Below are 16,197 nucleotides of genomic sequence, written 5' to 3'. Positions count from 1 at the left end.
GTTGAATTCGGGGTACCTGAGCGTTCGACACGCGGTGCCTGAGGGTTCGACTCGCGGGACGCGAGGGTTCGACACGCGGGGTCTGGGAAGCTTGGGGGGTGCGCATCCGTCGTGTCCTGACCACCCGCGAAGGCGGCGTGTCGAAACCCCCCTACGACTCCTTCAACCTCGGCGACCACGTCGGTGACGACCCGGTGGCCGTCGAAGCCAACCGGAAGCGGCTCGCCGAGGGGATCGGGCTCGAACCGGACCGGCTGGTCTGGATGGAACAGGTGCACGGCCGGACGGTCGGCGTGGTCGACGGGCCGGTCGAGGAGCCGCTGGAGGCCACCGACGCCGTGGTCACCAAGCAGGAGCGGCTGGGGCTGGTCGTGCTCACGGCCGACTGCGTGCCGGTGCTGCTCGGCGACCCCGAGGCGGGCGTGATCGCCGCTGTCCACGCCGGACGGGTCGGCGCACGGGTCGGCGTCATCCCGGCGACCCTGGACCGCATGGTCGAGCTGGGCGCGCGGAACGACCGCATCGAGGTCCTGCTCGGCCCCGCCGTCTGCGGCCAGTGCTACGAGGTGCCCGCCGCGATGCGCGACGACGTCGAGAAGCACCTGCCGGGCAGCGCCTCCAAGACCCGGTCCGGCAAGCCCGCCCTCGACCTGCGCGCCGGCCTCTGGCAGCAGCTCGCCGACGCCGGCGTGGCCAAGATCGGCGTCGACCCCCGCTGCACGGTCGAGGAGAAGTCCCTGTTCAGCCACCGCCGCGACCCGGGCACGGGGCGGCTCGCGGGCGTCGTCTGGATGGAGCCGTGAACCGGCACGACGAGCTGGCCCTGTCACTCGCGGAGGTGAAGGACCGCATCGCCAAGGCGTGCGCGGCCGTCGGAAGATCACCCGATGAGGTGGACTTGCTGGCCGTCACCAAGACCTTCCCGGCCGAGGACGTGGCCATCCTCAGCGACCTCGGCCTCACCGCTTTCGCCGAGAACCGCGACCAGGAGGCCAGCCGCAAGACCGCCGAGTTCGCCGCACTGCGCCCGGACGCGCCCGCGAAGTGGCACATGGTCGGCTCGCTCCAGCGCAACAAGGCCAAGTCGGTCCTCCGCTGGGCCGACCGGATCGACACGGTCGACTCGGTCCGGCTCGCCGACGCCATCGCCAAGGCCGCGACCGAACCCGTCGAGGTCTTGGTCCAGGTCAGCATCGACGGCGACGAGACGCGCGGCGGCCACCCGATCGGTGACCTACCGCGACTGGCCGATCACGTAGCACGTTCGAGTGAACTTATTTTTCGAGGTGTGATGACCGTCGCACCCCTCGGGATGTCTCCACAGCAGGCGTTTGCCGCTCTTTACGAAGCGGTAACCCGCTTGCGGGTCGATCATCCCGATGCCACCGTGATCTCGGCGGGGATGAGCGGTGACCTGGAGGATGCGATCGCGCACGGATCCACGTGCGTGCGTGTCGGAACAGCGTTGCTGGGCAGCCGGAGACTAGCCTCGCCGTAACTGTCTGGAACCTCTGGGACGGCCGCGACGTCCTTGCGGGTAGGGATCTCGGCGGAGGAAGGGCTCGAGCCATGAGCGGGTTTCACAAGCTGAAGGCCTACTTCGGGATGGTTCCCGCCGAGTACGCCGACGACCCGGCCGCTTACGAGGACGACCGGCGCTACGCGGACTACCGGTCCGAGTACGCCGACCCGGAAGAGTACGAGGCCTACCCCGAACAGCGCACCGCCCGCCGCCGCTCGTTCAACGGCTACCGGGCCGAACTGGACGAGGCGGACGACTACGAGCCGGAGCGCGGCGCCCGCCCGCGTCGGCCGTGGAGCCCGGACACGCACGGCGCGCTGGCCGTGGAGCCGCAGCGCGAGCCCGTCGGCAGGCTGCGGCCCGCCCCGGAGCCCGCGGGCAACCCGCTCGCCCGCATCACCACGCTGCATCCGCGCAGCTACAACGAGGCGCGGACGATCGGCGAGCACTACCGCGACGGCACGCCGGTGATCATGAACCTCACCGACATGGACGACGCGGACGCCAAGCGGTTGGTCGACTTCGCGGCCGGGTTGGCGTTCGCGCTGCGCGGCTCGATCGACAAGGTGACGAACAAGGTGTTCCTTCTCTCACCCCCCAACATCGACGTCACGGCGGAGGATCGCCGGCGACTCGCGGAGGGTGGGTTCCTCAACCAGGGCTGAGTGGTGGCACAGTTGAGCATGTGGATGCCCTCTGGCTCGTGGTCTACTACGTGTTGTTCTCGTTCTGGCTGCTGCTCACGGCGCGTGTCGTCGTGGAGCTCGTCCGAAGTTTCGCCAGGGGATGGCGGCCTGCGGGCGGGGTCGCGGTGGCGCTTGAGACCGTCTACACCGTGACCGATCCCCCGGTCCGCTTGCTGCGTCGGATCATCCCGACCGTGCGGATCGGGGGCATCGGACTGGACTTGTCCATTATTGTGCTGTTGCTGGTCGTTATCATTCTGATGCGAGTAGCCGATCCCAGGCCGTTGTGAGGGGACAGGGTCCAGGGATCTCCACAGCCCAGGAGTGCGTGAGGTGATCTGATGCCGTTGACCCCCGCGGACGTGCACAACGTCGCGTTCAGCAAGCCGCCGATTGGCAAGCGGGGCTACAACGAGGACGAGGTGGACGCGTTCCTCGACCTGGTTGAGGGCGAACTGGCCCGCCTGATCGAGGAGAACAACGACCTGCGCCAGCAGGTCGAGCAGCTCGACCAGCAGGTCGAGACCGCGCGTGCCGACCTCGAAGACGCCCGGGCGAAGGTTGCCGCGGGTGTCGGCCCGAGCCGCGTCGTGGACGAGCCCCGCAGGCTCGCTCCGGTGCCGCCCCCTTCGGCGCTGGAGCAGACATCGCCCGGCGGTGGTGGGGACCACCACGTCCAGGCCGCCAAGGTGCTCGGACTGGCCCAGGAGATGGCCGACCGGCTCACCGGCGAGGCCAAGGCCGAAGCCGACGGGATGCTGTCGGAGGCCAGGACCAAGTCGGAGCAGCTGTTGTCCGAGGCGCGAGCCAAGGCCGACACGATGGTCAACGAGGCGCGCACGCGTGCCGAGACCATGCTGAACGACGCGCGGACCCGCGCCGAGACGTTGGAGCGGCAGGCCCGTGAGAAGGCCGGTGCGCTCGACCGCGACGCGCAGCGCAAGCACGCCGAGGTGATGGGCAACATCACCCAGGAGAAGAACACGCTCGAGAAGCAGATCGACAAGCTGCAGACCTTCGAGCGCGAGTACCGGACGAGGCTCAAGACGATGCTCGAGTCGTCGCTGCGCGACCTGCAGGACCGCGGCCCCGCCGCGCCGTCCGACGGCCGCCAGCAGGGTGGCTACTCGTTCGGGGCGCGCGCCGAAGCCGGCTGATCGGCGTTGCTGATCTAGTCTGCTGGGCGTGCTCTACATAGTCCTGCTGTTGGTGCTGGCAGCCCTGGGTTTGCTCGTGCCCGCGCTCACCAGCGCCCAGACTCATTGGGCCTGGCTGTCCGTGGGTGCGAGCGGGGCCGCTGCCGTGGTCCTGGTGCTCGACTGGTGGCTTCGCCGCCGGTCGGGTCCCCAGGCTGCCGGCGCCGCAGTTGTTGATCATCAGCCTAGCGCTGTCGAGCAACGGTCGGCACCGGAGGGCGCCGGGGACGAAGCTCCGCAAAGTCCACCCGATCAGGCACAACTCGAACCTGACGAGGAGGACACGGACGCGGCCGACGCCTTGATCGTGAGCGAACTCACGGACGAGGTCCGGGTGCTGGACGAGCGTCCGCGCTACCACCTCGCCGACTGCTCCTGGCTCGCCGCACGGGCGTCGCTGGGCCTGCCGGTCGACGAGGCGCGCCAACTGGGCTTCACGCCGTGCGCGGTGTGCCGCCCGGACGCCGGCCTCGCGGCCCGCAAGCGGACCGCGGACCGGTCGGAGCCCGCCGGCTGATCGCGCCGGCTGATCCGCGGCGCAAAGCTGTTTGCGCGGTTCGGCTACCCTGGGTGGTAGCACGGCGTTGATCCGGCCATCACCGGGGAGCCTCCGGAAGAACGGGCGCGTGTCCCCACGGGGATGGGCCCCAGTAGAACCGGACGGGTGCGGCCCGTCACAGCCGTCGAAGAGTGGCCAGTGCTTCGCGCTCTGGCAAGCGGGGTGGTACCGCGGTGCGCCGTGACCGGCGTGTCGTCCCCGTGAGCCGGTTGTCCGCACGCGAGGAGCAGCACGATGGCCTACCCGAAGGCAGGCGAGGGTTCCGTTCCCTCCCAGCCGTCCTTCCCCACCCTCGAACAGGGTGTCCTCGACTTCTGGAAGTCGGACGGGACGTTCCAGGCGTCGATCGACGCCCGTCCGGCGGGGGACAACGGGGCGAACGAGTTCGTCTTCTACGACGGCCCGCCGTTCGCCAACGGCCTGCCGCACTACGGCCACCTGCTCACCGGCTACGTCAAGGACCTCGTCCCGCGCTACCAGACCATGCGCGGCAAGCACGTCGAGCGCCGCTTCGGCTGGGACACCCACGGCCTGCCCGCCGAGGTCGAGGCGGAGAAGCAGCTCGGGTTCTCGTCCAAGAGCGAGATCGAGGCGTTCGGGATCGAGAAGTTCAACGAGGCGTGCCGCACGTCGGTGCTCCGGTACACCGGCCAGTGGCGCGACTACGTGACCCGGCAGGCGCGCTGGGTGGACTTCGACAACGACTACAAGACCCTCGACCTGGACTACATGGAAAGCGTCATGTGGGCCTTCAAGACCCTGTGGGACAAGGGCCTGGTCTACGAGGGCTTCCGGGTGCTCTGGTACTGCTGGCGCTGCGAGACGCCGCTGTCCAACACCGAGACCAAGATGGACGACACCTACCGGGACCGGCAGGACCCGGCGGTGACCGTCGGCCTGCGCCTGGAGACCGGCGAGCTGGCCCTGGTCTGGACGACGACGCCGTGGACGCTGCCGTCCAACCTGGCCGCCGCCGTGCACCCGGACGTCGACTACGTGACCGTCGAGGCGAACGGCGAGCGCTACCTGCTCGCCGAGGCCCGCGTGCCCGCGTACGCCCGCGAGCTGGGCGAGGAGCCGCCGGTCGTGGCCCGCTGCAAGGGCGCCGACCTGGTGGGCCGCAAGTACGCGCCGCCGTTCGACTTCTTCGTCGGCCGGGAGAACGCGCACCAGGTGCTGGCCGCCGACTACGTCACCACCGAGGACGGCACGGGCGTCGTGCACATCGCGCCCGCGTTCGGTGAAGAGGACAAGGTCGTCACCGACGCGGCGGACATCGAGGTCGTCGTGCCGGTCGACGCGCACGGCCGGTTCACCGCCGACGTGCCGCCGTACGAGGGTCAGCAGGTCTTCGACGCGAACAAGGCGATCATCCGCGACCTGAAGGAAGCGGGTCTGCTGCTGCGCCACGAGACCTACGACCACCCGTACCCGCACTGCTGGCGGTGCGACAACCCGCTGATCCAGCGGGCGGTGTCGTCGTGGTTCGTCGCGGTGACGCAGTTCAAGGACCGCATGGTCGAGCTGAACCAGCAGATCAACTGGGTGCCCGAGCACGTCAAGGACGGCCAGTTCGGCAAGTGGCTGGAGAACGCCCGCGACTGGAACATCTCCCGCAACCGGTTCTGGGGCTCGCCGATCCCGGTGTGGGTGTCGGACGACCCGGCGTACCTGCGGGTGGACGTCTACGGGTCGTTGGACGAGCTGGAGCGCGACTTCGGCGTGCGCCCGACCGACCTGCACCGGCCGACGATCGACGACCTGACCAGGCCGAACCCGGACGACCCGACCGGGAAGTCCGTGATGAGGCGCGTGCCCGAGGTGCTGGACTGCTGGTTCGAGTCCGGCTCGATGTCGTTCGCCCAGGTCCACTACCCGTTCGAGAACGCCCAGTGGTTCGAGGACCACTACCCGGGCGACTTCATCGTCGAGTACAACAACCAGACGCGCGGCTGGTTCTACACCATGCACGTGCTGGCCACGGCGCTGTTCGACCGGCCCGCGTTCCGCAACTGCGTGGCGCACGGCATCGTGCTGGGCGACGACGGGCAGAAGATGTCCAAGTCGCGCAAGAACTACCCGGAAGTCAACGAGGTGTTCGACCGCGACGGGTCGGACGCCATGCGCTGGTTCCTCATGGCGTCGCCGATCCTCCGGGGCGGCGACCTGGTGGTGACCGAGCGCGGCATCCGCGACGCGGTGCGGCAGGCCGTGCTGCCGCTGTGGAACTCCTGGTACTTCCTGGCCCTGTACGCCAACGCGGACGGGGTCGAGGGGCACTGGCGGACGTCGTCGGAGCACGTGCTGGACCGGTACGTGCTGGCGAAGGCGCACGACCTGGTGGCCGGGGTGACCGCGCAGCTGGACGGGTACGACATCTCGGGCGCGTGCGCATCGATCCGGGAGTTCCTGGAGGTGCTGACCAACTGGTACGTGCGGCGTTCGCGCGACCGGTTCTGGTCCGGCGACCAGGACGCGATCGACACGCTGCACACCGTGCTGGAGGTCGTGTGCCGGGTGGCGGCGCCGCTGCTGCCGCTGACCACCGAGTCCGTGTGGCGCGGGTTGACCGGTGGCCGGTCGGTGCACCTGGCCGACTACCCGGTGGCGTCCGACCTGCCCGCGGACGACGTGCTGGTGGCCGCGATGGACCAGGTGCGGCAGGTGGCGTCCACGGCGTTGTCGCTGCGGAAGTCGAACAAGCTGCGGGTGCGGTTGCCGCTGGCGAAGCTCGTGATCGCGTCCGGCGCGGTGGGGCAGTTGGAGGAGTTCACCGAGATCCTGCGGGACGAGGTGAACGTCAAGGAGGTCGAGCTCACCACGGACGTGGACGCGCACGGCCACTTCCAGCTGGCGGTCAACGCGCGTGCCGCGGGGCCCCGGCTCGGGCCGGACGTGCAGAAGGTCATCAAGGCCGTGAAGGCCGGTGACTGGCAGGAGGTGGACGGTCGCGTCGTGGCCGCCGGGATCGAGCTGTTCCCGGAGGAGTACGAGCAGCGGCTGGTCGCCACCGACCAGGGCGCGACGGCGGCGTTGCCGAACAGCGGTGGGCTGGTTGTGCTGGACACCGTGGTGACGGAGGAGTTGGCGGCCGAGGGCGTGGCGCGCGACTTGGTGCGCGTGGTGCAGCAGGCGCGCAAGGACGCTGGGCTGGACGTGTCGGACCGGATCGCGTTGACGTTGCAGCTGCCGTTGGTGGTGGAGGACGCGGTGCGGCGGTTCGAGGCGTTTGTGAAGGAGGAGACGTTGGCCGAGTCGGTGGCGTATGGCGAGGTCGCCGAGGGGTCGGACGGCGTGGTTGGCGATGGTCAGAAGGTCAGGGTCGCGGTCGTGCGGGTCTGACTCGGGGGCTGGGTCGGGGTTGGGGTTTGGGTCAGGCTCGGGTCTGGGTTGGGCGGCGAGGATGTGTTTGAGGGCTTCAAAAGCTTAAAAGCATGTCCTCGCCGGACGGGCAGATCAGCAGGATGACGCCGGGTTGGGTGGTTAAGCGCCGGGTCCGTTGTGGTGCGGGTTTCGTGTCATCCCACCGACCTCCCTCCGGGCTACCACCCGCGTCAAGGGGGCGGCCAACAGTGGAAGCCGCGGGTAGAGGTGAACGGCCCCCTTGACACGCGCGGTAGGGCACAGCCAGGTCGGCGGGATGACACGAAGCCCTCCCTTTGTGAGGGAGGGCTTGGTTGGCGCACGCGTGAGATATGGCTGGGCGTCCGGTCGGTGATCTCTTCCGGGGGTGGCGGTCAGCGCACGTCGTCCTCTTCCAGGCGGGTTCTGAGTTGGTTCAGGCAGCGGCCCCTTGTTGGGCCGATTGAGCCGCGCGGCATTGAGAGGGCCTCGGCTACGGCGCGGTATTCGGCGCGGCCCGCTAGGACGGTCAGGCGCAGAAGTTCCTGGCAGCGGCGGGACATGGCGTTGAACGCGTGCCACAGGCGGCGGTCGCGGTCGTCGCGGAGGGCTTCTGGTTCCGGTAGCCAGCGGTCGGCCGGCAGGTCGACGGCGGAGTCGGTGGAGAGGGCGGGCCGGCCGTTGAGGTCGCGCCAGGCACGTTGTGCCTCGCGGCGGGTGGCGACGATCAGCCAGCCGGCCACGGCCCGTGGCTCGACCAGGCGGTCCAGGTGGCGCAGCAGGCTCAGCCACACGGTCTGCACGACGTCCTCGGCGGTGGTCTGGTCGAGGCCGTTGCCCCTGGCCACGTGCCACACCAGCGGCGTCAGTTCGGCCACCAGCGAGTCCAGGGCCTCCCGTGAACCGGACTTTGCGGCCACGACCAGTGCCGCCTGCCGCTCGTGCCTCGTGGCCTGCGCCATGATCGCCGCCACCCCGACGTCGTCCGTGCCGGGGTCCTCCGGGATGGCGTCGGCCAGTTCGGCGCGCAGGTGGTCGAGTCGGGGGTCCAGCTCGTCGGTCATGACGTCTCCTTCCCGCGCTGCGGGCCGCGCACCCGTCGCTCCTCGTTGCCGACCTGCTCGCTGACCCGCGCCCGTGCCTGCGACACGTAGCGCCGCACGGACGCGCGCCGACAGCCCAGCACGTCGGCGATCTCGTCGTCGTCGAAATCCCAGAACCGCAGCACCAGCGCGGTGCGCAGGTGGTCCGGCAGGTTCGCGACGGCCGCCAGCGTGCTGACCAGCTCGTGCCACGTCTCGGGGTCCCGCTGCCTGGGCACCAGGATCCGGTACGTGCCGCGCTGCCGGGCGATCACCTCGTCGGTGAGGTCGCCCGGCCGCTCCCGCCGGCGGGCCTGGTCCACCAGCAGGTTGCGGATCGTCTTCACCAGCCAAGCACGTCTGGCTCCGGGGGTGATCACCGGCCAGTGCCGCCACGCGCCGACGAACGCCTCCTGGACCGCGGACTCGTGGTCCAGGTGCGGCGACATCACCGCCGCGAAGCGGAAGAGCCGGGTTCGCTCACGGTGGTAGAAGTCGCTGAAGGTGGCCGCGTGGTCGTCGGGATCCTCCGGCGTCACTGACCCTCCCCCCTCTGGTCCCGGTACCGGGTAGACGGACGAGACCGGGGGTTGTGGAGGAAATCCGGTCAAGCGGGTCGTCGAGCGCCCTTTTCGGCCGCCACGCGCAGCAACCGGACCCACGTCGACCACCGGGCTGGGCGAACGGGCGGGTGGCCGGCGGCGCGGGCCGCGTTGTCGAGCAGGTCTTCGAGCAGGGCGTCGTGCAACCACCGCACGGCCAGCGGCCACCACAGCCGCATCAGGCCGCGCGGCCGACCGGTGAGAGTGTGCCGCAACCCGCCCGGGATCGCTTCCAGGACGTGCGAACCGATCAGGCCGATGCGGGGGTCGAAGGCGAACTCGACCCTTCGGCCGGGCACGTGGGCGGTGCAGCGGTAGCGCACGAAAGCGTGCCCGCCGTCCGCGCCGACGCCCAGCGGCCGGTCCAGCACCAGCGGCGGCCAGCGGTCGGACGGCCACAGCTCCACGATCCGGTCGACCAGGTCCGGGCTGTCGGCGAACAGTCGGGTGTGCACGTTCTCGATCATGACGACACCTCCGTACGGGACCGTATGGTCCGTTACCGTACGGTAGCGTATGGCGTCATGGCACGGCGGACGCGCGACGACTGGACCGGGGTGGCGCTGCGAGCGCTCGTGGAGGGCGGGGTCGCGGCGGTCGCCGTGGAACCGCTCGCGGCGCGCATCGGGGCCACCAAGGGCAGCGCCTACTGGCACTTCCCCAACCGGGAAGCCCTGCTCAAGGCCACCCTCGAACGCTGGGAGCGCGAGCACACCGAGGCGGTGATCGACCTCGTGGACTCGGTGTCGGAGCCGGGGGAGCGGCTGCGGCTGCTGTTCGCCACCGTGCTGGACGACGTCGAGCACAGCGCGGTCGAGCTGGCCATGCTCGCCGCCAAGGACGACCCGGCGGTGGCGCCGGTGCTCGGCCGCGTCACGGAACGCCGCATCGGCTACCTGGAGGAGCTGTTCGTCGGGTTGGGCTTCGCCGCCGACGTCGCGCGTCGCCGGGCCGTGCTCGCCTACTCGGTCTACCTGGGGCAGGCCCAGCTGCTGGCGGCCAGCCCGGACGTGGTCGCGGCGCGGCGGGCGTTGCTGGAGGAGACGCTGACCATGGTGACGTGCCGTGGCTGACGCGTTCCGGTTCGGGATCAGGGTCAAGCCGGGCGCGAAGCGCGAGGCCGTCGGCGGCCGGTGGGGTGACGGCGCGCTGGTCGTCGCGGTCGCCGCGCCCGCCGTGGAGGGCAAGGCGAACGAGGCCGTCCGCAAGGCGTTGGCCAAGGCGTTCGGCGTGCGCAAGCAGGACGTGGAGGTGGTCGCGGGCGAGCGCGGCCGGGACAAGGTAGTGCGGGTCGACCCCGCCCCGGCCGGTGCCGCCGAGGTGCTGGCGCGGCTGCTGGACGGCTAGGCCGCCAGCGTCCACAGGGTGTGCGCGATGGCGTCGGTGTTGCGGTCCAGCGCGGTCGCGTTCACGTTCGACGAGGTGTCGCACGAGCGGTGGTAGCAGCGGTCGAATGCCACGCCGGCCGAGCCGCCCCACTTCTGCGCCTGCGCCGAGGTCTTGATGCCCTCGGCGCCGGTGAACGTGCCGCCGACCGGGATGCCGGCCCGCGCGAACGCCGCGTGGTCGGACCGCCCGCCCACGCTGGTCAGCTCGGTCGGCACGCCGATCGAGCCGAAGTAGCCCTGGAGCGTCTGCTGGAGCTGGAGGGAGCCCGACGGCTGGCCGGACGCGCTGTAGACGAAGTAGCCGGGGTTCGGCGAGCCGATCATGTCGAAGTTGAGGTAGGCGTCGATCCGTGAACGGTCCGTTGTGGACAGTGAGTTCACGTAGTAGGTCGAGCCGATCAGCCCCAGCTCCTCCGCGCCCCACCAGGCGAAGCGCAGGTGCTTGGTGGGCTGGAAGCCGCTGGACCGCACGGCCAGCGCGACTTCGAGCAGCCCGGCCGAGCCGGTGCCGTTGTCGTTGATGCCGGGGCCCGCCGACACGCTGTCGAGGTGCCCGCCGAGCATGACCACGTTGTTCAGGTCGCCGCCGGGCCAGTCGGCGATCAGGTTGTAGCCGGTGGCGCCGTTGCTGGTGAACGACTGCACCCTGGTGGTGAACCCGGCGGCGTCCAACTTGGACTTCACCCAGTTCACGGAGGCCAGGTAGCCGGGACGGCCGTGCGCCCGGTTGCCGCCGTTCGAGGTGGCGATGCTCTGCAACTGGGCGAGGTCGGCCTGCACGGCGGAAACCGGGATGTTCGGCCCGGCCAGGGTGGTGGGCGGCGCGGCGGTGGCCGGGCCGAGGCCGGAGCCGAGGAGCACGCCGGTGGTGACCAGCGCGATGGGGATCGTGCGCAACTTCACGGTGTCTCCCGCAGGGGTGGTGACTCTCGGAAGGGACGATGAGGTGACCGGGGCGGCGGGACCCTGTCGTCAACATGCACGGTTCCGCATGGTTCGCGCTAGCGACGTTCGGCTGGTGACGCTGCGTCGGTGCCGGATTCGTCCATTTCGGTGTCACCAGGGAGAATGACCCCGTCGGGTGACGGGATCGACGGCGTGGAGGTCGAGTGGGCGATGTGACGGGCTACCTGGGCATCGCCGCCGCGGTCCTCCTGCTGTCGGTCATCGCGGTCAGGGTGTCGATCCGGCTCGGTCTGCCGTCGCTCCTGCTCTACCTCGGCATCGGCGTGCTGCTCGGCGAGGCCGTCGTCGGCATCCAGTTCGAGGACGCCGACCTGACCCGCTCGCTCGGCACGGTCGCGCTCGTGCTGATCCTCACCGAGGGCGGTCTGACCACCCGGTGGAGCGCGGTGAAACCCGCGCTGGGCCTGGGCATCGCGCTGTCGACGGTCGCCGTCGGCGTGAGCATCGCGGTCACCGGCGTCGCGCTGCACTTCCTGCTCGACATGGACTGGCGCACGGCCCTGCTGTGGGGCGCGGTGCTGTCGTCCACCGACGCCGCAGCCGTGTTCAGCGTGTTGCGCGGGGTCGGCGTCGGCAAGCGGCTCATCGGCGCGCTGGAGCTGGAGTCCGGCATCAACGACGCCCCGGTCTACATCGCCGTCGTGCTGCTCGCCGCGCCGGACCCGATCACGTGGACCGCGCCGCTGCTCATGCTCTACGAGCTGATCGCGGGCGGTGTGATCGGGATCGTGCTCGGCTGGCTCGGCGGTGTCGGCCTGCGGCGGGCCGCGCTGCCCGCCACCGGCCTGTACCCGCTGGCCACCGTCGCGGTGTGCCTGCTGGCCTACACCGTCGGCGACCTCGCGCACGCGTCCGGCTTCCTCGCCGTCTACATCGCCGCCCTCGTGCTCGGCAACGCCCGCCTGCCGCACCGGGCGGACACCCTGTCGTTCGCCGAGGGCCTGGGTTGGATCGCGCAGATCGGCCTGTTCGTGCTGCTCGGCCTGTACGCGTCACCAGGACGGCTGCTCGACGCGCTGGTGCCCGCGCTGGTGGCCGGGGCGGTGCTGGTGCTGTTCGCCCGGCCGCTGTCGGTCCTGTTCGCCGCGCTGCCGTTCCGGGTGCCGTGGCGGGAGCAGGTGTTCATCTCGTGGTCGGGGCTGCGCGGGGCGGTGCCGATCGTGTTCGCCCTGATCCCGCTGATCCAGGGCGTGCCGGGCGCGCAGCGGCTGGTCGACGCGGTGTTCGTGCTGGTCGTGGTGCTGACCGTGGTGCAGGGCACGACCCTGCCGTGGCTGGCCAAGTGGTTGGGGCTGGTCAAGTCCGGCGAGGCGCACGAGGTGCAGGTCGACTCGTCGGCGTTGGACGACCTCGGCGCGGAGTTGCTCCAGGTCCGCATCCAGCCCGGCTCCAAGCTGCACGGCGTGTACCTGTCCGAGCTGCGGCTGCCGCCGGGCTCGTCGGTGAGCCTCGTGGTGCGCGACGAGAACGGCTTCACGCCGCAGCCGACGACCCGGTTGCAGGAGCACGACCAGTTGCTGGTGGTGTGCACCGAGGCCATGCGCACGGCGACTGAGCACCGGATCCGGGCCGTCGACCGGGCAGGCCGGTTCGCGCGCTGGAAGGGCGACGTCGGCCTGCCGTAACGCTCTCAAGATGTGAACGCCCCTCGACGGGGCGCGCGGGCTGGGTTAACTTCGTGGCGAAGGTCATGAGTGCCAGCGCTAAGCCCAGGCTTGCTGGCCGGCAACCCTCCTACCGCGGTGGGGTGCCCCTGGTGAGGACCTGGCCTGGCGCGCAGGGCGTCCGGCAAGCGCGGGCTCCCTCTCCGGTGGGGTGTCCCGGGACCCCCGGAGGGCGTCATGACGATCGCAGTTCCCCTCAACACCACCACCGTCGCCGCGCTGCCCCGCGTGGTCGGCGCGTCGCTGCGCGTGCCGCTGGTCACCGGTGAGCGCGTCGAGTACGCCAACCTCGACCACGCGGCCAGCGCGCCCTGTCTGGAACAGGTGCGTGACGCCGTGGACGAGGTGCTGCCCTGGTACGCCAGCGTGCACCGGGGCGCGGGCTTCGCCTCGCAGGTCAGCACCAAGGTCTACGAGCAGGCCCGCGGGTCGGTCCGCCGGTTCCTCAACGCCCGCGACAGCGACGCCGTCGTGTTCGCCCGCAACACCACCGACGCGCTGAACCTGCTGGCCAGGAGCCTGCCCAAGCACACCGCCGTGATCCTGTTCGACACCGAGCACCACGCCGCGCTGCTGCCGTGGCGCGGCCCGAACGTGCGCCGCCTCCGCACGCCCGCCTCGCCCGCCCAGGCCGTGCTGGAGCTGGACCGCGCGCTGCGCGAGGCGCCGGTCGGCCCGCGGCTGGTCGTGGTGACCGGCGCGTCCAACGTGACCGGCGAGGTCTGGCCGGTGGCCGAGCTGTCCCGGGTGGCCCGCAGGCACGGCGCCCGGATCGCCTTGGACGCCGCGCAGCTCGCGCCGCACCGGCCGGTGGACGTGCGCGCCCTCGACGTCGACTACACCGTGCTGTCCGGGCACAAGATCTACGCGCCGTTCGGCGCGGGTGTGCTGGTCGGCCGGTCCGACTGGCTGCAGGCCGCCGAGCCGTACCTGGTGGGCGGCGGTGCGACGGCCCGCGTCACCGATCACGGCGACCGGCTGGGCGTGGCCTGGTCGGCGGTGCCCGAGCGGCACGAGGCTGGCACGCCGAACGTGGTGGGCGTGCACGCGCTGGCCGTGGCGTGCGACGTGCTGGGCAGGCACTGGGAGCAGACCACCGAGCACGAGCGCGTGCTGCTGGCCAGGTTGCGGGAAGGTCTGCGGACCGTGCCCGGCGTGCACGAGCTGACGCTGTTCGGCGCGGACCAGGACCGGGTGGGCGTGGTGAGCTTCACCGTCGGCGGTCAGGACGCCGGCTACCTGGCCGCCGCGCTGTCCGCCGAGCACGGCATCGGCGTGCGTGACGGCGCGTTCTGCGCCCACGTGGCCGTGCACCGGCTCACCCACGGCGAACGGGCGTTGCGCGCGTCGATCGGGCTGGGCACCACCGAGGAGCACGTGGACCGGTTCGTGGCCGCGTTGCGCGCGCTCGTGGTCGAGGGCTCGCGGTGGGAGTACGAGGTCCGGGACGGCCGCTGGACGCCGCTGGACGACCAGCGCGCGCTCCCGCCGTTCCTGCGCTGACTCCGATACTGGACAATGGCCCGGTGAGCACCGATCCCAACACCGAGCCGGACACGCCGGACCAGCCGGACGCACCGCTGCCGAAGCGACGGGTCCTGCTGCTGGCCGTCATCGCGCCGCTGGTGTTGGCCCTCGACCTGGTCACCAAGATCATCGCGGTGGAGAACCTGGAGGGGCGTGAGCCGATCGAGCTGTTCGGCGGCCTGCTCTACCTGCCGCTGATCCGCAACACCGGCGCCGCGTTCGGCCTGGCCGAGGGCTGGACGGTGATCCTCGCCCTGATCGCGTCCGGCGTGGTCGTGTTCATCCTGTGGATCGCGCGCCGGCTGCGGTCGGTCGGCTGGGCCGTCGGCCTCGGCCTGGTCCTGGGCGGCGCGATGGGCAACCTGGTCGACCGGATCTTCCGCGGCCCCGGCCCGCTGCGCGGCGGCGTGGTCGACTTCATCTCGGTGCTCGACCCGTGGGGCAACTTCTTCCCCGTGTTCAACCTGGCGGACTCCGCCATCTGCGTGGGCGGTGGCGTGATCGTGCTGATGGCGTTGCTCCAGCGCGACTACGACGGCACCCGCGTGGAGAAGTCCAGCGAGAAGAAGGCGGGCGCATGAGCGAGCTTGCGAGCGAATCATTCAACACAGTCGGCCCCGCTCTTGCCACGCCGAGCGTCAGCGAGGTGTGCGCATGAGCGGCGATTATCGGTCTCTTCCGGTTCCGGACGGTTTGGACGGGATGCGGGTCGACGCCGGTCTGGCCAAGCTCCTCGGGCTGTCGCGCACCGTGGTCGCCGCGTTGACCGAGTCGGGTGACGTCGTGCTCGACGGGCAGCCCGCCGGCAAGTCGGACCGCCTGGTCGCGGGCTCCGTGCTGGAGGTCACCCTCCCCGAGCCCGAACGCCCGGTGCAGGTGCAGGCCGTGCCCGTGGAGGGCCTGGTCGTCCTGCACGAGGACGACGACGTGATCGTGGTCGACAAGCCGGTCGGCGTGGCCGTGCACCCCAGCCCCGGCTGGACCGGTCCCACCGTGGTGGGCGGCCTGGCCGCGGCCGGCATCCGGATCGCCACGTCGGGCGCCGCCGAGCGGCAGGGCGTCGTGCACCGGCTGGACGTCGGCACGACCGGCGTCATGGTGGTGGCCAAGAGCGAGCACGCCTACTCGGCGTTGAAGCACGCGTTCAAGGAGCGCACGGTCGACAAGCTCTACCACGCGCTCGTGCAGGGCCACCCGGACCCGATCAAGGGCACCATCGACGCGCCGATCGACCGGCACCCCAAGCACGACTACAAGTTCGCCGTGATGGCCAACGGCAAGCCCAGCATCACGCACTACGAGGTGGTGGAGGCGTTCCGCGCCGCATCACTGCTCGACGTGCACCTGGAAACCGGCCGCACGCACCAGATCCGGGTGCACTTCTCCGCGCTGCGGCACCCGTGCGTCGGCGACATCACCTACGGCGCCGACCCGGTGCTGGCCAAGCGGCTCGGCGTCACGCGGCAGTGGCTGCACGCCCGCGCGCTCGGCTTCCACCACCCGGCTGACGGCCAGTGGGTCTCGTTCACGAGCGAGTACCCCGACGACCTGTCCGCCGCGCTGGAACTGCTGCGCGCAGAGGGTTATTGAGCCATCCGGGGCGCAACACTTGCGCCCCGCGCGTGACCTCGGACATATCGCTTTCCTCGGATCGTTTGGCTTG

The 16,197-nt window shown here is 70.8% G+C and carries 17 protein-coding genes and 1 riboswitch; of the genes, 13 read left to right on the top strand and 4 right to left on the bottom strand.

Annotated features, from left to right (window positions below; all coding sequences use genetic code 11):
• The first annotated feature begins 98 nt into the window (after nt 1–98).
• The 7 genes from pgeF to ileS all read left to right on the top strand — a co-directional run bounded on the left by pgeF (nt 99) and on the right by ileS (nt 7,305).
• Nucleotides 99–803 (top strand): peptidoglycan editing factor PgeF, encoded by a 705-nt coding sequence (pgeF, locus tag ADK67_RS06915; RefSeq protein ID WP_053715534.1) that lies wholly within the window; start codon nt 99–101, stop codon nt 801–803.
• A complete protein-coding gene (locus ADK67_RS06910; RefSeq protein WP_053715533.1) occupies nt 800–1,498 on the top strand; it encodes a YggS family pyridoxal phosphate-dependent enzyme in 699 nt (232 codons plus the stop codon). The genes pgeF and ADK67_RS06910 overlap by 4 nt, the downstream gene beginning before the upstream one ends.
• Before the next feature lie 71 nt (nt 1,499–1,569).
• A complete protein-coding gene (locus ADK67_RS06905; protein WP_053715532.1) occupies nt 1,570–2,187 on the top strand; it encodes a cell division protein SepF in 618 nt (205 codons plus the stop codon).
• Between the two features lie 20 nt (nt 2,188–2,207).
• Nucleotides 2,208–2,498 (top strand): YggT family protein, encoded by a 291-nt coding sequence (locus tag ADK67_RS06900; protein ID WP_053715531.1) that lies wholly within the window; start codon nt 2,208–2,210, stop codon nt 2,496–2,498.
• A gap of 51 nt (nt 2,499–2,549) precedes the next feature.
• Nucleotides 2,550–3,365, top strand: coding sequence for a DivIVA-like cell division protein Wag31 (wag31, locus tag ADK67_RS06895; RefSeq protein WP_053715530.1), 816 nt, complete (start codon nt 2,550–2,552; stop codon nt 3,363–3,365).
• Between the two features lie 346 nt (nt 3,366–3,711).
• Nucleotides 3,712–3,921: a hypothetical protein gene (locus ADK67_RS55035; RefSeq protein WP_331459247.1), complete on the top strand. Its 210-nt coding sequence runs from the start codon at nt 3,712–3,714 to the stop codon at nt 3,919–3,921.
• Nucleotides 3,922–4,197: 276 nt separating this feature from the next.
• Nucleotides 4,198–7,305: an isoleucine--tRNA ligase gene (ileS, locus tag ADK67_RS06885; RefSeq protein ID WP_053715528.1), complete on the top strand. Its 3,108-nt coding sequence runs from the start codon at nt 4,198–4,200 to the stop codon at nt 7,303–7,305.
• A gap of 395 nt (nt 7,306–7,700) precedes the next feature.
• On the opposite strand, the gene ADK67_RS06880 is transcribed toward ileS, so the two are convergent.
• The 3 genes from ADK67_RS06880 to ADK67_RS06870 all read right to left on the bottom strand — a co-directional run bounded on the left by ADK67_RS06880 (nt 7,701) and on the right by ADK67_RS06870 (nt 9,456).
• Nucleotides 7,701–8,267, bottom strand: coding sequence for an RNA polymerase sigma factor (locus tag ADK67_RS06880; RefSeq protein ID WP_053715571.1), 567 nt, complete (start codon nt 8,265–8,267; stop codon nt 7,701–7,703).
• A 98-nt stretch (nt 8,268–8,365) separates the two neighbouring features.
• Entirely contained in the window at nt 8,366–8,926 is a 561-nt protein-coding gene (locus ADK67_RS06875) for an RNA polymerase sigma factor (RefSeq protein WP_053715527.1), read from the bottom strand.
• 68 nt (nt 8,927–8,994) lie between these two features.
• The gene (locus tag ADK67_RS06870) at nt 8,995–9,456 is read right to left on the bottom strand and encodes a hypothetical protein (RefSeq protein WP_053715526.1); all 462 of its coding nucleotides are present in this window, start codon (nt 9,454–9,456) and stop codon (nt 8,995–8,997) included.
• Nucleotides 9,457–9,513: 57 nt separating this feature from the next.
• On the opposite strand from ADK67_RS06870, the gene ADK67_RS06865 reads away from it, so the two are divergent.
• Both ADK67_RS06865 and ADK67_RS06860 read left to right on the top strand, forming a co-directional pair.
• Nucleotides 9,514–10,062 (top strand): TetR/AcrR family transcriptional regulator, encoded by a 549-nt coding sequence (locus ADK67_RS06865; protein ID WP_053715525.1) that lies wholly within the window; start codon nt 9,514–9,516, stop codon nt 10,060–10,062.
• Nucleotides 10,055–10,336, top strand: coding sequence for a DUF167 domain-containing protein (locus ADK67_RS06860; protein ID WP_053715524.1), 282 nt, complete (start codon nt 10,055–10,057; stop codon nt 10,334–10,336). Before ADK67_RS06865 ends, ADK67_RS06860 begins: the two co-directional genes overlap by 8 nt.
• Here the strand turns inward: ADK67_RS06860 and ADK67_RS06855 are convergent.
• Nucleotides 10,333–11,280 (bottom strand): M28 family metallopeptidase, encoded by a 948-nt coding sequence (locus ADK67_RS06855; protein WP_053715523.1) that lies wholly within the window; start codon nt 11,278–11,280, stop codon nt 10,333–10,335. The two genes, ADK67_RS06860 and ADK67_RS06855, sit on opposite strands and share 4 nt — an antisense overlap.
• Nucleotides 11,281–11,486: 206 nt before the next feature.
• Here ADK67_RS06855 and ADK67_RS06850 point away from each other — a divergent pair, with 206 nt between their 5' ends.
• The 4 genes from ADK67_RS06850 (at nt 11,487) to ADK67_RS06835 (ending at nt 16,124) form a co-directional block, all read left to right on the top strand.
• Entirely contained in the window at nt 11,487–12,968 is a 1,482-nt protein-coding gene (locus ADK67_RS06850) for a potassium/proton antiporter (RefSeq protein ID WP_053715522.1), read from the top strand.
• A 61-nt stretch (nt 12,969–13,029) separates the two neighbouring features.
• Nucleotides 13,030–13,144, top strand: a riboswitch (SAM riboswitch).
• Nucleotides 13,145–13,184: 40 nt separating this feature from the next.
• Entirely contained in the window at nt 13,185–14,510 is a 1,326-nt protein-coding gene (locus ADK67_RS06845) for an aminotransferase class V-fold PLP-dependent enzyme (RefSeq protein ID WP_053715521.1), read from the top strand.
• 23 nt (nt 14,511–14,533) lie between these two features.
• Complete coding sequence (lspA, locus tag ADK67_RS06840) at nt 14,534–15,115, top strand: signal peptidase II (RefSeq protein WP_053715520.1); 582 nt, start codon at nt 14,534–14,536, stop codon at nt 15,113–15,115.
• A 73-nt stretch (nt 15,116–15,188) separates the two neighbouring features.
• A complete protein-coding gene (locus ADK67_RS06835; RefSeq protein ID WP_053715519.1) occupies nt 15,189–16,124 on the top strand; it encodes an RluA family pseudouridine synthase in 936 nt (311 codons plus the stop codon).
• Nucleotides 16,125–16,197: the final 73 nt, after the last annotated feature.

Source organism: Saccharothrix sp. NRRL B-16348, assembly GCF_001280085.1.
Lineage (GTDB): Bacteria > Actinomycetota > Actinomycetes > Mycobacteriales > Pseudonocardiaceae > Actinosynnema.
Note: the sequence above shows the minus strand (reverse complement) of the source record. Positions and strands in the feature narration are given on the sequence as shown.